This window comes from Trinickia diaoshuihuensis, assembly GCF_003390925.1.
Classification (GTDB): Bacteria; Pseudomonadota; Gammaproteobacteria; order Burkholderiales; family Burkholderiaceae; genus Trinickia; species Trinickia diaoshuihuensis.
Genome location: NZ_QUBS01000083.1, coordinates 96845 through 112085, shown reverse-complemented (window position 1 = coordinate 112085; position 15241 = coordinate 96845). Strand labels below are relative to the sequence as shown.

The 15241-nt window shown below is 61.3% G+C and carries 14 protein-coding genes; 6 read left to right on the top strand and 8 right to left on the bottom strand.

All coding sequences use genetic code 11. The features are described from left to right. Positions 1-30 precede the first annotated feature (30 nt). Both DXT59_RS21855 and DXT59_RS21850 read left to right on the top strand, forming a co-directional pair. Entirely contained in the window at positions 31-939 is a 909-nt protein-coding gene (locus DXT59_RS21855) for a carbohydrate ABC transporter permease (RefSeq protein ID WP_420823415.1), read from the top strand. 12 nt (positions 940-951) lie between these two features. Beyond that, positions 952-1803, top strand: coding sequence for a carbohydrate ABC transporter permease (locus tag DXT59_RS21850; RefSeq protein WP_116139010.1), 852 nt, complete (start codon positions 952-954; stop codon positions 1801-1803). A 25-nt stretch (positions 1804-1828) separates the two neighbouring features. Here the strand turns inward: DXT59_RS21850 and DXT59_RS21845 are convergent, their stop codons facing one another. Next, positions 1829-3130, bottom strand: coding sequence for an aspartate aminotransferase family protein (locus tag DXT59_RS21845; RefSeq protein ID WP_116139008.1), 1302 nt, complete (start codon positions 3128-3130; stop codon positions 1829-1831). Between the two features lie 244 nt (positions 3131-3374). Here DXT59_RS21845 and DXT59_RS21840 point away from each other — a divergent pair, with 244 nt between their 5' ends. Both DXT59_RS21840 and DXT59_RS21835 read left to right on the top strand, forming a co-directional pair. Further along, positions 3375-3848, top strand: a complete 474-nt coding sequence (locus tag DXT59_RS21840) for a VOC family protein (RefSeq protein WP_116139099.1) — start codon at positions 3375-3377, stop codon at positions 3846-3848. Between the two features lie 75 nt (positions 3849-3923). Then, positions 3924-4229 (top strand): NIPSNAP family protein, encoded by a 306-nt coding sequence (locus DXT59_RS21835; protein ID WP_116139096.1) that lies wholly within the window; start codon positions 3924-3926, stop codon positions 4227-4229. A gap of 64 nt (positions 4230-4293) precedes the next feature. Here DXT59_RS21835 and ppk2 read toward each other — a convergent pair whose 3' ends face one another. Then, positions 4294-5220: a polyphosphate kinase 2 gene (gene ppk2, locus DXT59_RS21830; protein ID WP_116139006.1), complete on the bottom strand. Its 927-nt coding sequence runs from the start codon at positions 5218-5220 to the stop codon at positions 4294-4296. Between the two features lie 165 nt (positions 5221-5385). Continuing rightward, positions 5386-6255 carry a helix-turn-helix domain-containing protein gene (locus DXT59_RS21825; RefSeq protein ID WP_116139004.1) on the bottom strand — a complete coding sequence of 290 codons (870 nt, stop codon included), beginning with the start codon at positions 6253-6255 and terminating at the stop codon, positions 5386-5388. A gap of 187 nt (positions 6256-6442) precedes the next feature. Here DXT59_RS21825 and DXT59_RS21820 point away from each other — a divergent pair, with 187 nt between their 5' ends. Together DXT59_RS21820 and DXT59_RS21815 are read left to right on the top strand one after the other, a co-directional pair. Next, on the top strand, positions 6443-7342 hold the full coding sequence (locus DXT59_RS21820) for an NmrA family NAD(P)-binding protein (protein ID WP_116139002.1): 900 nt from the start codon (positions 6443-6445) through the stop codon (positions 7340-7342). A 261-nt stretch (positions 7343-7603) separates the two neighbouring features. Next, positions 7604-8764 carry a glycoside hydrolase family 53 protein gene (locus tag DXT59_RS21815; protein ID WP_116138999.1) on the top strand — a complete coding sequence of 387 codons (1161 nt, stop codon included), beginning with the start codon at positions 7604-7606 and terminating at the stop codon, positions 8762-8764. Between the two features lie 5 nt (positions 8765-8769). On the opposite strand, the gene DXT59_RS21810 is transcribed toward DXT59_RS21815, so the two are convergent. The 5 genes from DXT59_RS21810 to DXT59_RS21790 form a co-directional block, all read right to left on the bottom strand. Beyond that, complete coding sequence (locus DXT59_RS21810; RefSeq protein WP_116138997.1) at positions 8770-10041, bottom strand: MFS transporter; 1272 nt, start codon at positions 10039-10041, stop codon at positions 8770-8772. Positions 10042-10044: 3 nt separating this feature from the next. After that, positions 10045-12012 carry a beta-galactosidase gene (locus tag DXT59_RS21805; protein ID WP_116139094.1) on the bottom strand — a complete coding sequence of 656 codons (1968 nt, stop codon included), beginning with the start codon at positions 12010-12012 and terminating at the stop codon, positions 10045-10047. 105 nt (positions 12013-12117) lie between these two features. Next, complete coding sequence (locus tag DXT59_RS21800; RefSeq protein WP_116138990.1) at positions 12118-12969, bottom strand: carbohydrate ABC transporter permease; 852 nt, start codon at positions 12967-12969, stop codon at positions 12118-12120. Between the two features lie 10 nt (positions 12970-12979). Next, on the bottom strand, positions 12980-13834 hold the full coding sequence (locus tag DXT59_RS21795; protein WP_420823414.1) for a carbohydrate ABC transporter permease: 855 nt from the start codon (positions 13832-13834) through the stop codon (positions 12980-12982). 120 nt (positions 13835-13954) lie between these two features. Continuing rightward, entirely contained in the window at positions 13955-15196 is a 1242-nt protein-coding gene (locus tag DXT59_RS21790; RefSeq protein ID WP_116138986.1) for an ABC transporter substrate-binding protein, read from the bottom strand. Positions 15197-15241 lie beyond the last annotated feature (45 nt).

The window sequence follows — 15241 nt, the reverse complement described above, 5'->3', positions numbered from 1 at the left end:
GATGGGTCCGCCCACCCTGGAGAAGACGGCCTGCCTCCGTCGGCGCCGGCAAGCCGGCGGAGGCCCACCACACGCCGCCGCACGTCGCCGACGGCACGGCGCCAGCGTCGCGCGGCGATGTTGTTTCTTGCTCCCGCGTGCGCGATGGTGGCCATCTACGTCATTTGGCCCGTGCTATCGACGCTGCGCCTCAGCCTTTACAACTGGGACGGCATGACCGAAGCAACCTTCGTCGGCCTCGCCAACTACGTCGAACTCTTTCACTCGCAGACGTTCTATACCGCGCTCAAAAACAACGTCATTTGGCTCGCGCTGTTTTTGCTGGCGCCGCCGATGGGGCTCGCCATCGCGCTCTACCTCAATCAAGCGGTAGCGGGCATCCGCATCGTCAAGTCGCTGTTCTTCGCGCCGTTCGTGCTGTCGGGCGTGGTGGTGGGGCTCATCTTTTCCTGGTTCTACGACCCGACGTTCGGCTTGCTGGCGCTGATCGTGGGGCACGGGATTCCGGTGCTGGGCGACCCCCACTATGCGACGCCGGGCATCATTCTCGCGGCGTTGTGGCCGCAAACCGCGTACTGCATGATTTTGTACCTCACCGGACTCACCACGCTGAGCAGCGAGCAAATCGAAGCGGCGCGCATGGAGGGCGCGAAGGGTTGGGCGCTGCTATGGCACGTCATTCTCCCGCAACTGCGGCCGACCACGTTCATGGCCGTCGTCGTCACCGTGATCGGCGCATTGCGCAGCTTCGATTTGATCTCGGTCATGACCGGCGGCGGCCCGTTCGAAAGCTCCACGGTCCTCGCTTATTACATGTACGACCAAGCGATCAAGTATTACCGGCTCGGTTATTCGGCCGCGATCGCGGTGGTGCTGTTCGCGATCATGCTGCTCTTCATCGTTTATCAACTGCGCCGGTTGCTCAGAAACGAGCGATAAGGAGTCCTGACCATGTATCCCATGCCGGTCGAGAAATGGAAACCCGCTGCACGCTGCGTGTACAAACTGTCGCTGCCGGTCGCGCTCATCGTTTGGCTGCTGCCGATGATCGCGGTGCTTGTCACATCGGTGAGATCGTCGGAGGAGCTGAGCGCCGGCAATTATTGGGGATGGCCCAAGCATTTCGCGCTCGTCGACAACTATCGCGAAGCGCTGACGGCCTCACCCATGCTGCATTACTTTTGGAACAGCGTGCAAATCACGCTGCCGGCGGTGGCGGGCGCGATCGCGCTGGCCGCCATGGCCGGATTCGCCCTTGCGATCTATCGATTTCCGGGCAATTCGACGCTATTCGCGGCGTTCGTGGCCGGCAACTTCGTACCGATTCAAGTGCTGATGATTCCGGTGCGGGATTTATCCTTGCAGCTTGGCCTGTATAACTCCGTAAGCGGGCTCATCCTCTTTCATCTCTCGTTCCAGACCGGGTTTTGCGCGCTGTTCCTCAGGAACTTCATCAAGCAACTCCCATTCGAATTGATCGAAGCCGCCCGCATCGAAGGGGCCAACGAGTGGACCGTATTCTTCAAAATCGTCTTGCCGCTCATTCGGCCGGCGCTCGCCGCGCTTTCGATTTTGGTCTTCACGTTCGTGTGGAACGACTATTTCTGGGCCCTATGTTTGACGCAAGGCGACGATGCGGCGCCGATCACCGTCGGCGTCGCGGCGCTGAAAGGTCAATGGACGACTGCCTGGAATCTCGTATCGGCCGGGTCCATCCTCGCGGCGATGCCCTCGGTCGCGATGTTCTTCGCGATGCAAAAACATTTCGTCGCGGGGCTCACGTTTGGGGCGACGAAAGGCTAAGCCGACCTTCAACCGGGGCATCGCGTCATAACGAACGCTCGATGGCCTGCGCGAGCAAGCGCAGGCCCAGGTCGATTTCGTCCTCGCTGACCGTCAACGGCGGCGCGATCCGGAAGACCCCGCCCATGCCGGGCAATTGCACGATGTTCATGCTGAGCCCGAGCTTCATGCATTCGCGCGTAATCTTTGCGCCGAGCGCGTCGGCGGGCTCCTTGGTACGCCGATCTTTGACGATCTCCATTCCCAGCAGCAGGCCCCGGCCGCGAACGTCGCCGATACAATCGAAACGCTCCATCAGATCCAACAGCCCCCGCTTCAGGCGATCGCCCATGACGTTCGCCCGCGCGACGAGGCCATCGCGATCCACCACATCGAGCACGCGCAACCCGACTGCCGCTGGCAGCGGGTCGGATACGTGCGTCGTGTAAAACAGATAGCCCAATTCATGGGCCCGTTCCTCGATTGCCGCAGAAGTAATCATGGCGGCGAGCGGCAGGCCCGCCCCCAAGGTCTTCGACAACGTCAGAATGTCGGGCGTGACACCGTCGCGCTGGCAGGCGAACAGGGTCCCCGTGCGCCCGATTCCCGTTTGCGCTTCGTCGAGGATCAGCAACATGCCCCGTTCCTCGCACTTGCGCTTGAGCGCGGCCATGTAGCCCAGCGGCAATTCGATAATGCCGCCGGAACTTAGAATCGGTTCGGCAATGAAGGCGGCCAGGTTGCCGCTGGATTGGCGATCGATCAGATCGAATGCGTAATCCAATTCCGCAAGGTAGTCGTATTGCCCCGCACGCTCGAAGCGCGGCCGATAGGTGAACGGCGCCGGGATCGCGAAGGAACCTACGGCGGCGGGGCCGACGCCTTTGCGTCCCGCGCTATATGTCGCGGAGGCCGCCGCGCCTGTCATCCCGTGCCACGATTGGGCAAAGCCGACGACCTCGTACTTGCCGGTGACGAGCTTGGCCATGCGAATGGCGGCTTCGTTCGATTCCGCGCCAGTACTCAATAACAAGGCACGGTCGAGGCCGTCGGGCGAGACCTGAGCCAGGCGTGTCGCCAGATCGACAACCGGCCGTGAGAGCATCCCGCTAAACAGGTGATCGAGCTTGCCGGCGTACTCGTTGATCACCGAGACGATATCCGGATGGCTGTGTCCGAGCACGGCGCTCATTTGCCCGGACGTGAAGTCGAGAATCGCCCGCCCGTCCGCGTCATAGACGAAGCTGCCTTGGGCGCGCTCGATGATCATCGGCTCGAAGGTGCCGCCGTATCGAACCAAGTGCTGCCTAGCGTTGTGCCAAAACGTCTCGTCGTCGTTGCGGGACATTGCGCATCTCCTGGCCGATAGCGGTAATGAATGGCAGTCTAGAGAAACGCGTCCATTCGCACAATGACTCACAAATGCGCGAGCGGCCAGAATCAAACGGTTGTTTGAATCGTCTGCCCGGATTGGTCGCGTCGCGCGGCATCGTTGGTCCGCATCAATCATGTCGATTCGAGCGGACTTCGTTCGTCGTATCGATGACGGCTTTCGCCGCGCCTTTCACCTTGTCACCATGAAGGAGTTCGCTATGTCGATTCAGAAGATCACGCCCTTTCTCTGGTATTGCACGCAAGCTGAAGAGGCTGCCGTGTTCTATTCGGGCATCTTTCCCGATTCACGCGTGGTGCGCGTGACACCCGTGCCGGGCACGGCCGCCACTAAAGTGGTCGAATTCCTGCTCTTTGGCCAGCCGTTCATCGCCATGAGCCACGAAACCGGCGAGCGGTTCAATCACTCGATATCGTTCATGGTCGGTTGCGCCGATCAACAGGAGTTAGACCGCTACTGGGATAAGCTCGTCGAAGGCGGCGGCGCTTACGACAACTGCGGTTGGCTGCGGGACCGCTTTGGCGTCTCATGGCAGATCGTGCCTGACGATCTCATTCCGATGATCTCGGATTCCGATCCGGTCAAGGCGGGGCGCGTCGCGAAGGCGATGATGCAAATGAATAAGTTCGATGTGGCCGCGTTGAAGGCGGCATATGCCGGGACTGAGGGGTGAAGGCGTTCGTTTGTGCTTTATCATCGCACGACAACCAAGGCGCAACCCGATAACGTTCACCCCTATCCCGGCACTATGATCACTTGCCACGTCCGCTACATCGTCGATCCCGGTCTCATCCATGAGTTCGAGACTTATGCGAAGATGTGGATCCCACTGGTCGAACGGTTCGGCGGAACGCACCATGGCTACTTCCTACCCGGCGAAGGCGCCAATAACGTCGCGCTAGCGCTGTTCTCGTTCCCGAGCTTGGCCGCTTACGAAAAATACCGGGCCGATTCCCAGCAAGATCCTGGCTGCCGAGCTGCGTTCGATCACGCGGCGAAAACCCGTTGCATCATCAGCTACGAACGTAGCTTCTTCCGCCCGGTACTCGCCTAACGCAGTCATTGGCTCTTGAGCGGCTCATCGGAATGCCCCTGAGCCCGCTTCCGCGCTCGTAAAGTCAATAAATCTCCGGAACAATCATCTCGGCGGGCACCGGCTGGCGAATATAGTCCTCGTTATGCACGCGTTCCGGCAGTTGGATCACCGGATGCTCGACCTCGCGATACGGCACTTGGCTCAACAAATGATGGATACAGTTCAACCGTGCCCGCTTTTTGTCGACCGCTTGCACTACCCACCACGGGGCGTCGGCATGATGCGAGCGCTGCAGCATGACCTCCTTCGCCTGCGTATAAGCCTCCCAGCGGCGCCGGCTTTCGAGGTCCATCGGGCTTAGCTTCCATTGCTTGAGCGGATCGTGGATGCGCGCCTGGAAACGAATCTCCTGCTCTTCGTCGGTAATCGAAAACCAGTATTTAAGGATCTGGATACCGCTTCTAACCAGCATCTTTTCAAACTCGGGCACCGAACGGAAGAACTCCTCATACTCGTCATCCGAGCAGAACCCCATCACGCGCTCCACCCCCGCGCGGTTGTACCAACTGCGATCGAAGAGCACCATTTCGCCGCCGGCCGGCAGATGCGTGACATAGCGCTGGAAATACCATTGAGTGCGCTCGCGGTTGCTGGGCGCCGGCAATGCGGCGACGCGGCAGACGCGCGGGTTGAGCCGCTGCGTAATTCGCTTGATCGCGCCGCCCTTGCCCGCCGCATCGCGCCCCTCGAAAATGACGACGAGCCTGTGCCCCGTTTCCACGATCCAATCCTGCAGCTTCACGAGTTCGCCTTGCAGCCGGAACAACTCTTTGAAGTAATGCCGGCGCAGCCTGCGCGCCTCGGGAGTGAAGGCGTCGGAGCCGTCCAAGATACGGTCGTCCACCTCCATTTCGAGTTCTTCGTCGTAAGCATCGACGAGATCTTCTTCGAAGCGGCGCTGCCGTTCGGCAAAGAACTGCGCATCGGATCTCGAGTCCGGCTTATCCATCGCATACCCCCTGAAGACGAAGTGGCCTGGCGGCTCGCCCGCTCAGCGGCCGCAAACTCGACCATTATCGCCGACGGGCAATGTCAGCCATATTACCGGCGCGTTGCATAGTCCGTTCCCGCCTACGTGGCGCAGGAGATCGCGCCGATAACCGCTCGAATAGGTTCAAGCGCCGCGCGGCCGCGATTTAATCAACTCGCGCGGACTCACTCCTAACAGCCGGTTCATCCAATGCGCCATATGACTTTGATGCGCGAACCCCGTCTCGAACGCGACTTGCGCGACATCGTGCGCGCCGCTCGATAGCAGCGCTTTCGCGCGCTCGACGCGGCGCTGTACGACATATCGATGGGCCGGTACGCCAAAGGTCTCGCGAAACAACGCTTTGAAATGCGGGACGCTCATATCGAGCACCGAGGCTAGATCCGCCAACGTCAAGCGCCGGTCGAGGCTACTTTCGATAAAGTCTGCCACGCGCGCGGCCGCTTTGGGCGCCAGTGCGCGGCGCTTCCCCTCCAGCGAGGGCACGCTCCCCAGCAAGCGGACGACCATCGCCGTGCAAAGACTCTCGGCAAAGAGCGAATCGGAGGCTTCCTCGGCCTGCAATTCCGCTTGCAATCCCCACGCCAGATGCTGAAATCGCGGGTCGCGCATTTGCAAGCGCATTGGAAACGCCGCGCGTGACGGCTTCAGTTCCAATTGATCGTGGATCGATGCGGCGAATGCATGGTCGATCCAGATCCGCAAGACCGTGCAATCGGAGTCATCCGACCATTGCCCATCCATGCCCGCGGGAATGACGTCGGCATCGCCATGCGTCTGAATCCTCGCGTGCCGCCGACCGTCGCAGATACAGTTGGCGCGTATCGGCTTGCCGATATGAACGCCGATTCGGTGTTGTTCCGCGGCGGGGATTCGGTGCGTGCCCGCCGAAATTGAGACGACTTCCGCTCCAAACCCTTTCCACCCGCGCCCTTTGCTCGAGAGCAAGCTGGTACGCGTACCGTCACCTAACGTCGAAGCCCGGGCGTTCATGGCATTCAATCCTTCACAGTTTGCGCAGCGTCGCTTCGATAAGTCTAGGGGATACGGAGCAATCCCTGCAACGAAGCGATCAAGCGATCAACCGTTCATCCGTTTCCGCGCTTTTCATCCTTTCCTGATCGCGCCTTACGCGACCGGACCGTAGCATGCCTTCCTACGCGTCAATGAGGAGCGATTCATGTTCGTGATCTTCGGAGCATCAGGCAAGGTGGGCAGCGCCACGGTTACGGCACTGCGCAAAGCGGGGCATCGCGTTCGCGCCGTGGTACGAAACGAACGTCAGGCCGAGCGCTTCCGAGCGATCGGGTGCGAGACCGCCTCGGCCGATCTCACCGACCTTGCGTCGGTCCGTGCCGCAATCGACGGTGCTCACACCGTCCAAATGCTATGCCCCATACCGGAGGACGACATCGACCCTGAATCGACGATGCGCAAGATGGCGGGCGTCGCTGCCGATGCGTTGCGCGCGGCGCCGGACACCCGAGTCGTGGCATTATCGGACTATGGCGCGGAACTCGATGAGGGGACTGGAATCACCATGCTGTTCCACTACTTCGAAACGCAACTGCGTCCGCTTGGCGGACGTGTGACGCTGTTGCGATCGGCCGAGCATATGCAGAACTGGGCGCGCGTGATTCCTACCGCTCTGCAACATGGCGTTCTCCCCAGCTTGCATCATCCTTTGTCAAAGTCGTTTCCGGCGGTTTCCGCGCACGATGTCGGCCTCGCCGCCACAGAGTTGTTACTGGACGACCGGCGATCGGATCGCCCTCGGATCGTCAGCATCGAAGGCCCCGAGCGAATCAATACGACCGACGTTGCACGGTTGCTGAGCGAAATCGGCAATGCAACGATCACCGCTTTTGCACTGCCTCGAAGCGAATGGACAGCCACGTTGCTGCGGGCGGGATTGACCGCAAAACATGCGCAGCTTATCGCCGATCTCTACGACGCGCATAACGCCGGAAGGATCGATATCGAAGATGCCGCGAAGAGGGAACGGCGTTTCGGCCAAACGACGCTATCCGAGGTCATCTCGTCGCTAGTCGCGGCCCATCGCACCGTTCCCCTCGCCTAGCCCTCGCGCTCTCGCTTGGTTAGGGGGCAGCGATGAAACCACATAGTGGACAAGTCCCAAAGCCTTTGGCATGGCGCGAACGGCTTTGATAGGCTTGGCGCCACTGCCTCGGCAAAGGCCCGCGTTCCACTAGACGTTTAGGATTCCTTCGTTCCAAGGGACGATCCCCGTCGGTGTTTCGCTCGGAAATTTAAGCGCTTAAATTTCTCGTCACCGCCGCTTGCCGATGCAGTCCGAAAACATCGAACAGGAGGCACTCACATGAAGAGACGGTCTGTACTGGCATGGATGGCATCGGCTACCGCGGCAAGCATGACCGCGGGATTTCCGCCATTGGCGCGCGCCGCGGATAGCGCGGCTCAACTTCGACGCGGCATACCATTCGCGATGGGCGCCGACGTATCCACGCTGCTCGAACTCGAGGACCACGGCGCCCGTTACTTCGAACATGGCGTCGCGCAGGACTGCCTGCGTATTCTCCGCGGCCACGGCGTCGATTCGATTCGCCTGAAAGTCTGGAACGATCCCGGCAATCCGAATTTCTTCCCCGCGAACCAAAGCCCCGCCGCCGGGTACAACGATGCGCAGCACGTATGCCTGCTCGCTCGCCGCGTGGCCGCCTTAGGAATGCGTGTGCTCATCGACTTTCACTACAGCGATTGGTGGGCCGATCCCGGCAAGCAGTACCCGCCGCACGCCTGGGCGGGCGCCGGCTTGGACGAGACCTGCCGCCTGCTGTCGGCTTATACCGCCGATGTCTTGCGGATGCTGCGCGCCGAAGGCGTCAGGCCCGAGTGGGTTCAGATCGGCAACGAGATCACGGGCGGCATGCTTTGGCCGCTCGGCAAATACGATCAGTGGGACAACCTGGCCGCCCTGCTCAAGGCCGGACACGACGCGGTCAAATCCGTCGACGAGCGGATCAAGGTCATGCTCCATCTCGACAGCGGCGGCAATAACGCCACGAGCCGCTGGTGGTTCGACAACGCCGTGCAGCGAGGCGTCGCGTTCGACGTCATCGGACTCTCGTACTACCCGCAGTGGCAAGGCGCGCTCGCCGATCTCGGCGCGAACATGAACGATCTGGCAACGCGCTACGGCAAGGACGTCATGGTCGTCGAGACCGCTTACCCATGGACGACGAGCGACGGCGATTCCGAACCCAATGCGATGACGAACACGGGCTCCGTGAATTTCCCGCCGACGCCCGAAGGGCAAGCCCAATTCATCGGCGCATTGGTCGATCTCGTCAAAGCCGTGCCGGACAATCGCGGCAAAGGCGTGTTCTGGTGGGAGCCCGAATGGACGCCCGTACCTGGCGTCGGCTGGAAAACCGGCGCGGGCGATCAGTGGGACAACAACACGCTATTCGACTTCCATGGGAATGCGCTCGCGTCGCTCGACGCGATGCGGCGGCGCTAACCCGCCTAGGCGCGCCGCACCGCGGCGCGCGCGTTTGCCGCTTTGTAGCGCAGGCTATCGAACGCCAGCAATGCGAAAGCGCACAGCGTAAGCACCGCGCACATCAGAAACGCCGCGCGATATCCGAACGCCCCGACGACGGTGCCCGCCAATACGCCCGAAAGAATCGATCCGACGCGCGACGCATTGAAGAACAAGGCCGTCGCGGCGCCGGTCTCGCCGGGCATCAGATCCTGGATATACGTCATGCCCAAGCAAGAGGTGATCGCGACGACGGCGGCGGATAGCACTTGCAACGGCACGATTGCCCACGGGTGCACGATCGCCGCGAGCGCGATGAAGTAGGCCGTATGCACCGCCGCCGATGCGCTGAGCCACTTGGGCTTGCGCAATCTCGACGAAATCGAACCGAGCCAAAGCATCATCGGGATTTCGAGCAACGCGCCTGTGCCGAGCGCAGCCGATACGGTCAACCGCGTACCGTGCAACGCGTGAAGCAAGTAAAGCGGCAACAGGATCATCGTCGCGTTAGCGGCGAGACCGATTAGCCCTAGCGCGATCAGGATGCGCGGGATCGCTTTGCGTGCATTCGCGGCGCGGGCTTCGTTCGATACGGGACAGCCGACCGCAGGCGGCCCGGAAGCAACCGCTCGGCCGGAATCGAGCGAAGCCGCCTTTTCCTGCAAGCCCGGTTTCGTCTCGGCAATTCGCAACGCGATCACCGCGCTTGCCGCGAAGCTTGCCGCGGCAAACGCGAAAAGTCCCTTGAATCCCGCCTGCGCCAGGATCAATGCCCCCACCGCGGGACCGAACACCCATGCGAGGGACAATAGGGTCCGCAGCGCGGCGGAAGCAAATTCATTCTGCGCGGGATCGGCGATTCGCAACGCGGCGCGGCTGAAGGCGAATATCTGCGACAACGATGCGGCGCCGGGGCCGAGCAATACCACGCCGACCGCCACGAGCGCGACATAGCCGCGCACGAACCCCAAGCTCGCATAGCCGAGCATGGCCGCGACGAGGGAAGCAATGAGCAACCCTCGGTGGCGTCCGCTCCGATCGGACCAGCGTCCCAGTACGGTACTCGCACAGACGCCGCTCGCGGAAACGAGGGTCATGAAAACGCCGAGCCGCAACGGCGACATCGCGGCCTGCTCGATCCCGAATAGCGACAGGTAGGGGGCCGTAAAGGACAACGCGACGCCCAACATCAGCGTCGCGATAGCGAGCGGCACGAAGTGTGCCGTTCGAGCGAGGTCGGTAATACGTGTGCGCACCGTTCAGTCTTCTTCGATCCAGGCAGCTACGTCGATGGGCCCAACGACCGAACTTCCCAGCAAGAATCGCGCACCACTCGGCGCAGGCACTCGCTGTTCCCGATCGCCATAATTGATCGCGAATCGCACCGCCCCGCGCCTTCGTAGCCGCAAGCCTTCGGGCAAAGGCGAAACATCGATCCCGGCGTCGCGCAGGCACTTGGCGATGGCGGCGCCGAGCAACGCGCGGTCGAAACAAGCCGCCATATAGGTTACGCGTTCGCGACGGAGCAGCGCGGGCAAACCGTCGTCGAATCGAACCAAGACTTCGGTCCCGGCACCCGGTTGCACATGCTCGCGCCATCTTACCGCCTCGCCGTCGATCCCGTCTAAGCGCAACGAGGGTTTCAGCGACGGCCGCAGCGACTCCACTTCGGCCACGCGCATCGGCAACACCGATCGAAGCTTACCGGGCGGCAAGCCATCGACGATCGCGAACGTCTCCGATTTCGACCCCGTGCGCGGCCCGAAGACCCAGTGATTGCCGCCCTGTGAGATTTGCTCGACGACGCTATCGGGAAGAATCGGCAGGGTCGGCGCCGCCACGAGCCGATACGCGCTGACATCGTCCCGCGCCGAAACGATATCGACGTCGATGCCGAAGCTCCGAAACGCGCTATACCATTCGAATACCAAGTGTTGATAGTCAAAGTCGGCGCCATGCCGCTGCGTTTCGATCACCCAATCGGCTTCGTAGTCGAACAACAGCGCAACGGGCGCACGCTCGCTTGGCATCGCGCCGTACGCCGGTGTGCCGAGGCCGCGCAACTCGGCGCCCACACGCATGACTTCTTCGCCGCCAGGCGAGAGTTCGTCGTCGGGCGCATTCAACCCCGAATGCATTTGCTCCTGCGCGAACGGGCATTGCCGCCAGCGAAAGTAGGACACGAGTTCGGCGCCATGCGCGAACGCTTCCCACGTCCACAGCCGGACCATACCGGGCTGCGGCACCGGATTCCAAGGGGCCCAATTCACGGGCCCGGCCTGTTGTTCCATGACCCACATCCGCCCCTTGCCGACCCCGCGATAGAGATCGTGGCTGAACGCCGACACATCGGGATGCCCTGTGCGCGCCCAGCAATGCTTGTCGGCTTCGGGCAGCGGCAACACTTCGGTGCGCGGCACCGGGTAGCTATCCCAAGCGGCGACATCGAGGCCATGACGGGCGAATGCATAGTGATCGAACGCGCTATAAAAACCCATGAAGTTATGCAGTATGTCCCGGCCCGGCGCATGCTTGCGGATCAAGTCGGCTTGCAATTGGTGGAAGCTCGCCACTTCACCCGATTGGAAACGCCGAAAATCGAGCACATGCGACGGGTTCGCATCGGTCGGCGTGTGCGTCGGCAGTTCGATTTCGTCGAAACCGCGGTATTCCATGCTCCAAAACACATTGCCCCAAGCAGCGTTGAGCGCATCGATCGTCTCATAGCGCGCGACTAGCCAGCGACGAAAACGCGTCAGCGCGGCGGGAGTATAGCTCGGCAACGTATTGTGACAACCGAACTCGTTATCGGTCTGCCACGCGACAACCGCGCGATGTTCGCCATAACGCCGCGTCATCGCTTCGACGATGCGCGCGCACTCCTGCCGATAGCTCGCACTCGAAATATCGTAATGACGGCGCGAGCCGAATTGCATCGCACGGCCGTCGTGCAGGACTGGAAGGATGTCGGGATGCGCATCGACGAGCCATTTCGGCGGCGAGGCCGTCGGCGTGCCCATGACCACTTCGAGCCCGTGGCGCGCGAGCGTATCCACCGCACGATCGAGCCACGCCCATTCGTATCGTCCCGGCTCGGGCTCGATGCGCGACCACGCGAACTCCGCGATCCGCACGCGCGAGATGCCCATCTGCGCCATGCGCCGCGCATCGCTTTCCCATGTGCTTTCGGGCCAGTGCTCCGGGTAATAACAAACGCCAAGCCGCATTGAATATTCCTCGATGATGTCGACGAGGGCGCGCGCATTCACAGGACGCACGCCCGCTAGTGTTTGAATGAATGGAATGGGTTGCCGATGCGCTCGGCGTTTCGATCAACCTTTCGTGGCACCAAAGGTCAGCCCCGCGACAAAATGCTTTTGCATCGCGAAGAACATCAGCACCGACGGCAGCGCGGCGAGGACGGAACCGGCCGAAACCAGATTCCACGCCGTCGTCCACTGTCCCTTGAGCGCGGCGACGCCGACCGTGATCGGTGCGGCATCGTCTCCTTGCGTGAGGCATAGCGCCCAGAAGTAGTCGTTCCAAACGAAGGTAAAGACGAGAATCGCCAACGCGGCCAGCGCCGGACGCACGAGCGGCAGCACCACGCGCAGGTAGATCGCCCACTCGCTCGCCCCCTCGATGCGCGCCGCCTCAATCAACTCATAAGGCAGTTCGCGGATAAAATTGCGCAGGAACAAGGTGCAAAACCCGGTTTGAAATGCCGCGTGAAAGACGATCAGCGCCCAGACGGTGTTGTACAGCCCGAGCGTCGCCATCAACGCGCGCACCGGAATCATCAAGATCTGGATCGGCACGAAGTTTCCCGCGACGAACAAACCCAGCAGCGCGGCGTTTCCGCGAAAGCGGTAATTGGCCAGCGCGTGCCCCGCCATCGAGGCCAGGAAAATCGATATCGCGACCGCCGGCAACGTAATGACACAGCTATTCCAAAAGTAATGCAGCATCGGCGTTTGCGTGAGCGCCGTGCCGTAGTTCGCGATCAGCGCGAAATGCTTCGGCCAGCCCCAATAGTCGCCGGTCAATAGTTCGTCGCTCGAGCGCACGGACGTGACGAGCACGGCGAGCAAGGGCACGAGCCACAACAAAAGCGCAATGGGCAAAGACAGACGGTAGAGCACCCTCGGTAGAGGGCGCCACCGCTGAACGGGCATCGGATACATGGCGTGCTCCTTATGACTCGTTGCGCACGAGGCGCCGCAGTTGCCAGGCGATATAGACGAGCATGATGGCGAAGAGCACGACGGCGATCGCGGCCGAATAGCCCTCACGGTAGTACTTGATCGCTTGGTCGTACATGAAATAGGCGAGCACGGTCGAGCTATCGAACGGGCCGCCTCCGCTCATCACCGAGATCAAATCGAAGCTGCGCAGTGCGCCGATGACGGTCAATACGACCGCCATGAACGTCGCCGGCCGTAGCTGCGGCAAGATCACATGCCACAGCAGCGCCATGCCACGCGCGCCTTCCATCCGCGCCGCCTCGATGATTTCCGGATTGATGCCGGTGAGCCCGGTCAGATAAAGGATCATGCAAAACGGAATCTGCGGCCACAGCGCGGCGAAAATGATCCCGTACGTCACATAACGTGGGTCGCCCAGTACGGGGATACCGTGCCCGACGACGAGCTTCAACAGGCCGAAGGCCGGATCGTAGAACCACGAGAACACGAGCCCGACGACGACGCCCGGCAAGACGAACGGCGCGAAGAACAGCGATTTCACGAGCCGAATGCCGAATACGTTCTGATTCAGGTACAACGCCAGCGCCAAACCGGCAGGCGGCGCCAGCAGGAACAAGACAAGCCAGATCAGATTGTTCTTTAGCGCGACGTAGAACGTATCCGAAGCGAACATCTCGCGATAATTGTCGAGACCGGCAAACGTCTTATCCGTCATGCCGTCCCAATGGTGAAAGCTGAGCCAGATACTACTTACGATCGGGTAAATGACGAAAACGCAGAACAACACCAAGCCGGGCAACAGAAAAAGCAACGCGGCCCGCGTGCGGCGTCCACCGAGGGGCATGGGCTTCTTAGCCGCACGCGCGCCTCGGCGCAACGATCGCTGGGTTACGGAAATCGACATTGATTCGCACTCCAACAAGATTGGACGGGGGCGCTATCACCCCCCGCTTACCCCACGCGCTTACTTCTTGTAGATGCGCTTACGCGTCGCTTCGAGGTGTTGCAAGATCGAATCGAGTTGGTTCGGATCGGAGTAGAACTGCTGCATCGCCTTCATGCCTTCGTCGGCCATTTCCTTTGTCATATCGCGATCGTAGAATTGAGCGATGCCGCCGGTCGTCGACGATAGCGTATGAAAGCCGACCTTCGAGATCGGGTCCTGCGGCTCCGCGGCCTGGTTGTTCGACGGAAGCTGTCCCCAGCCTTTCGCAAGTTCGCCGTTGATTTGCGGCTGCCCCATGAATGCAAGCAGGCGCCGCGCGTCGGCCTTGTTCTTTGCCTTGGCCGGCATGATGAGCACGTTGACCGGCCCGTCCTCGGCGACCGGAATCGATGCGTCGATCACCGGAAAGCGGAAGTAGCCCATTTGATCGCGCGTCGCGGCCGGCAGCCCCGCCGAGAAGAACGTGCCCATGAGCAGCATGGCGGCTTGCCCGTTCACGAGCAGGGGGCTGGTCGAATCGACGTCGTACGAGAGCGCGTTGTCGATGAAGTACTTGTTATCGATCAGCGTTTTCCACATCTCGTACACATGCTTGACGCGCGGGTCCGTATAGGCCACGTCGCCCGCCATGAGCTGTTGATGGAACGCATAGCCGTTTACGCGCAAGTCTAGGTAGTCGAACCATGCCGCCAACGTCCAAGCGTCGCGCGCGGGCACGGCGATCGGCGCAATGCCCGCTGCCTTCAGCTTCTTGCAGTCGTCGAGCAATTGCGCCCATGTCGTCGGCTCGGAGGTGATCCCGGCCTTTTGAAATAGATCCTTTCGGTAGAAAAAGCCGTACGCGTCGGTGCCGAGCGGCACGCTGTACTGCTTGCCCGCGTAAGTCGACGAGCTTTTAACGGAGGCATAGGTTTGATTCCAGCCGTTCTTTTGCCAATCGGGCGAGAGGTCCGCGAGCAAGCCGCGTTTCGCGAAATAGGCCATGCGCTCGCCGTTGTGCCAACTGAGTACGTCGGGCGGATCCGTCGCGAGCCAGCCCGACATCTGCACTTTGTAGGCCTCCTCGCCCACATAGCTGATTTTCAGATCGACGTCCGGGTTCGCCTTCTTGAACTCGTCGAACGCGTTTTGCCACGTGGCCCGCTGATTGCCGCGCGCGGATACGGTGACGTTCAGCGTCGCGGCTTGTGCGGTGGATACGGCGGCGTAGGCCGCACAAGTCATGCAAGCAAGCGCTAGCATGCGAACGGGTAGCTTCATCTCTGTCTCCTTTCGTTGGTCTTTAGGCCGGTCGCCCGACCGTGT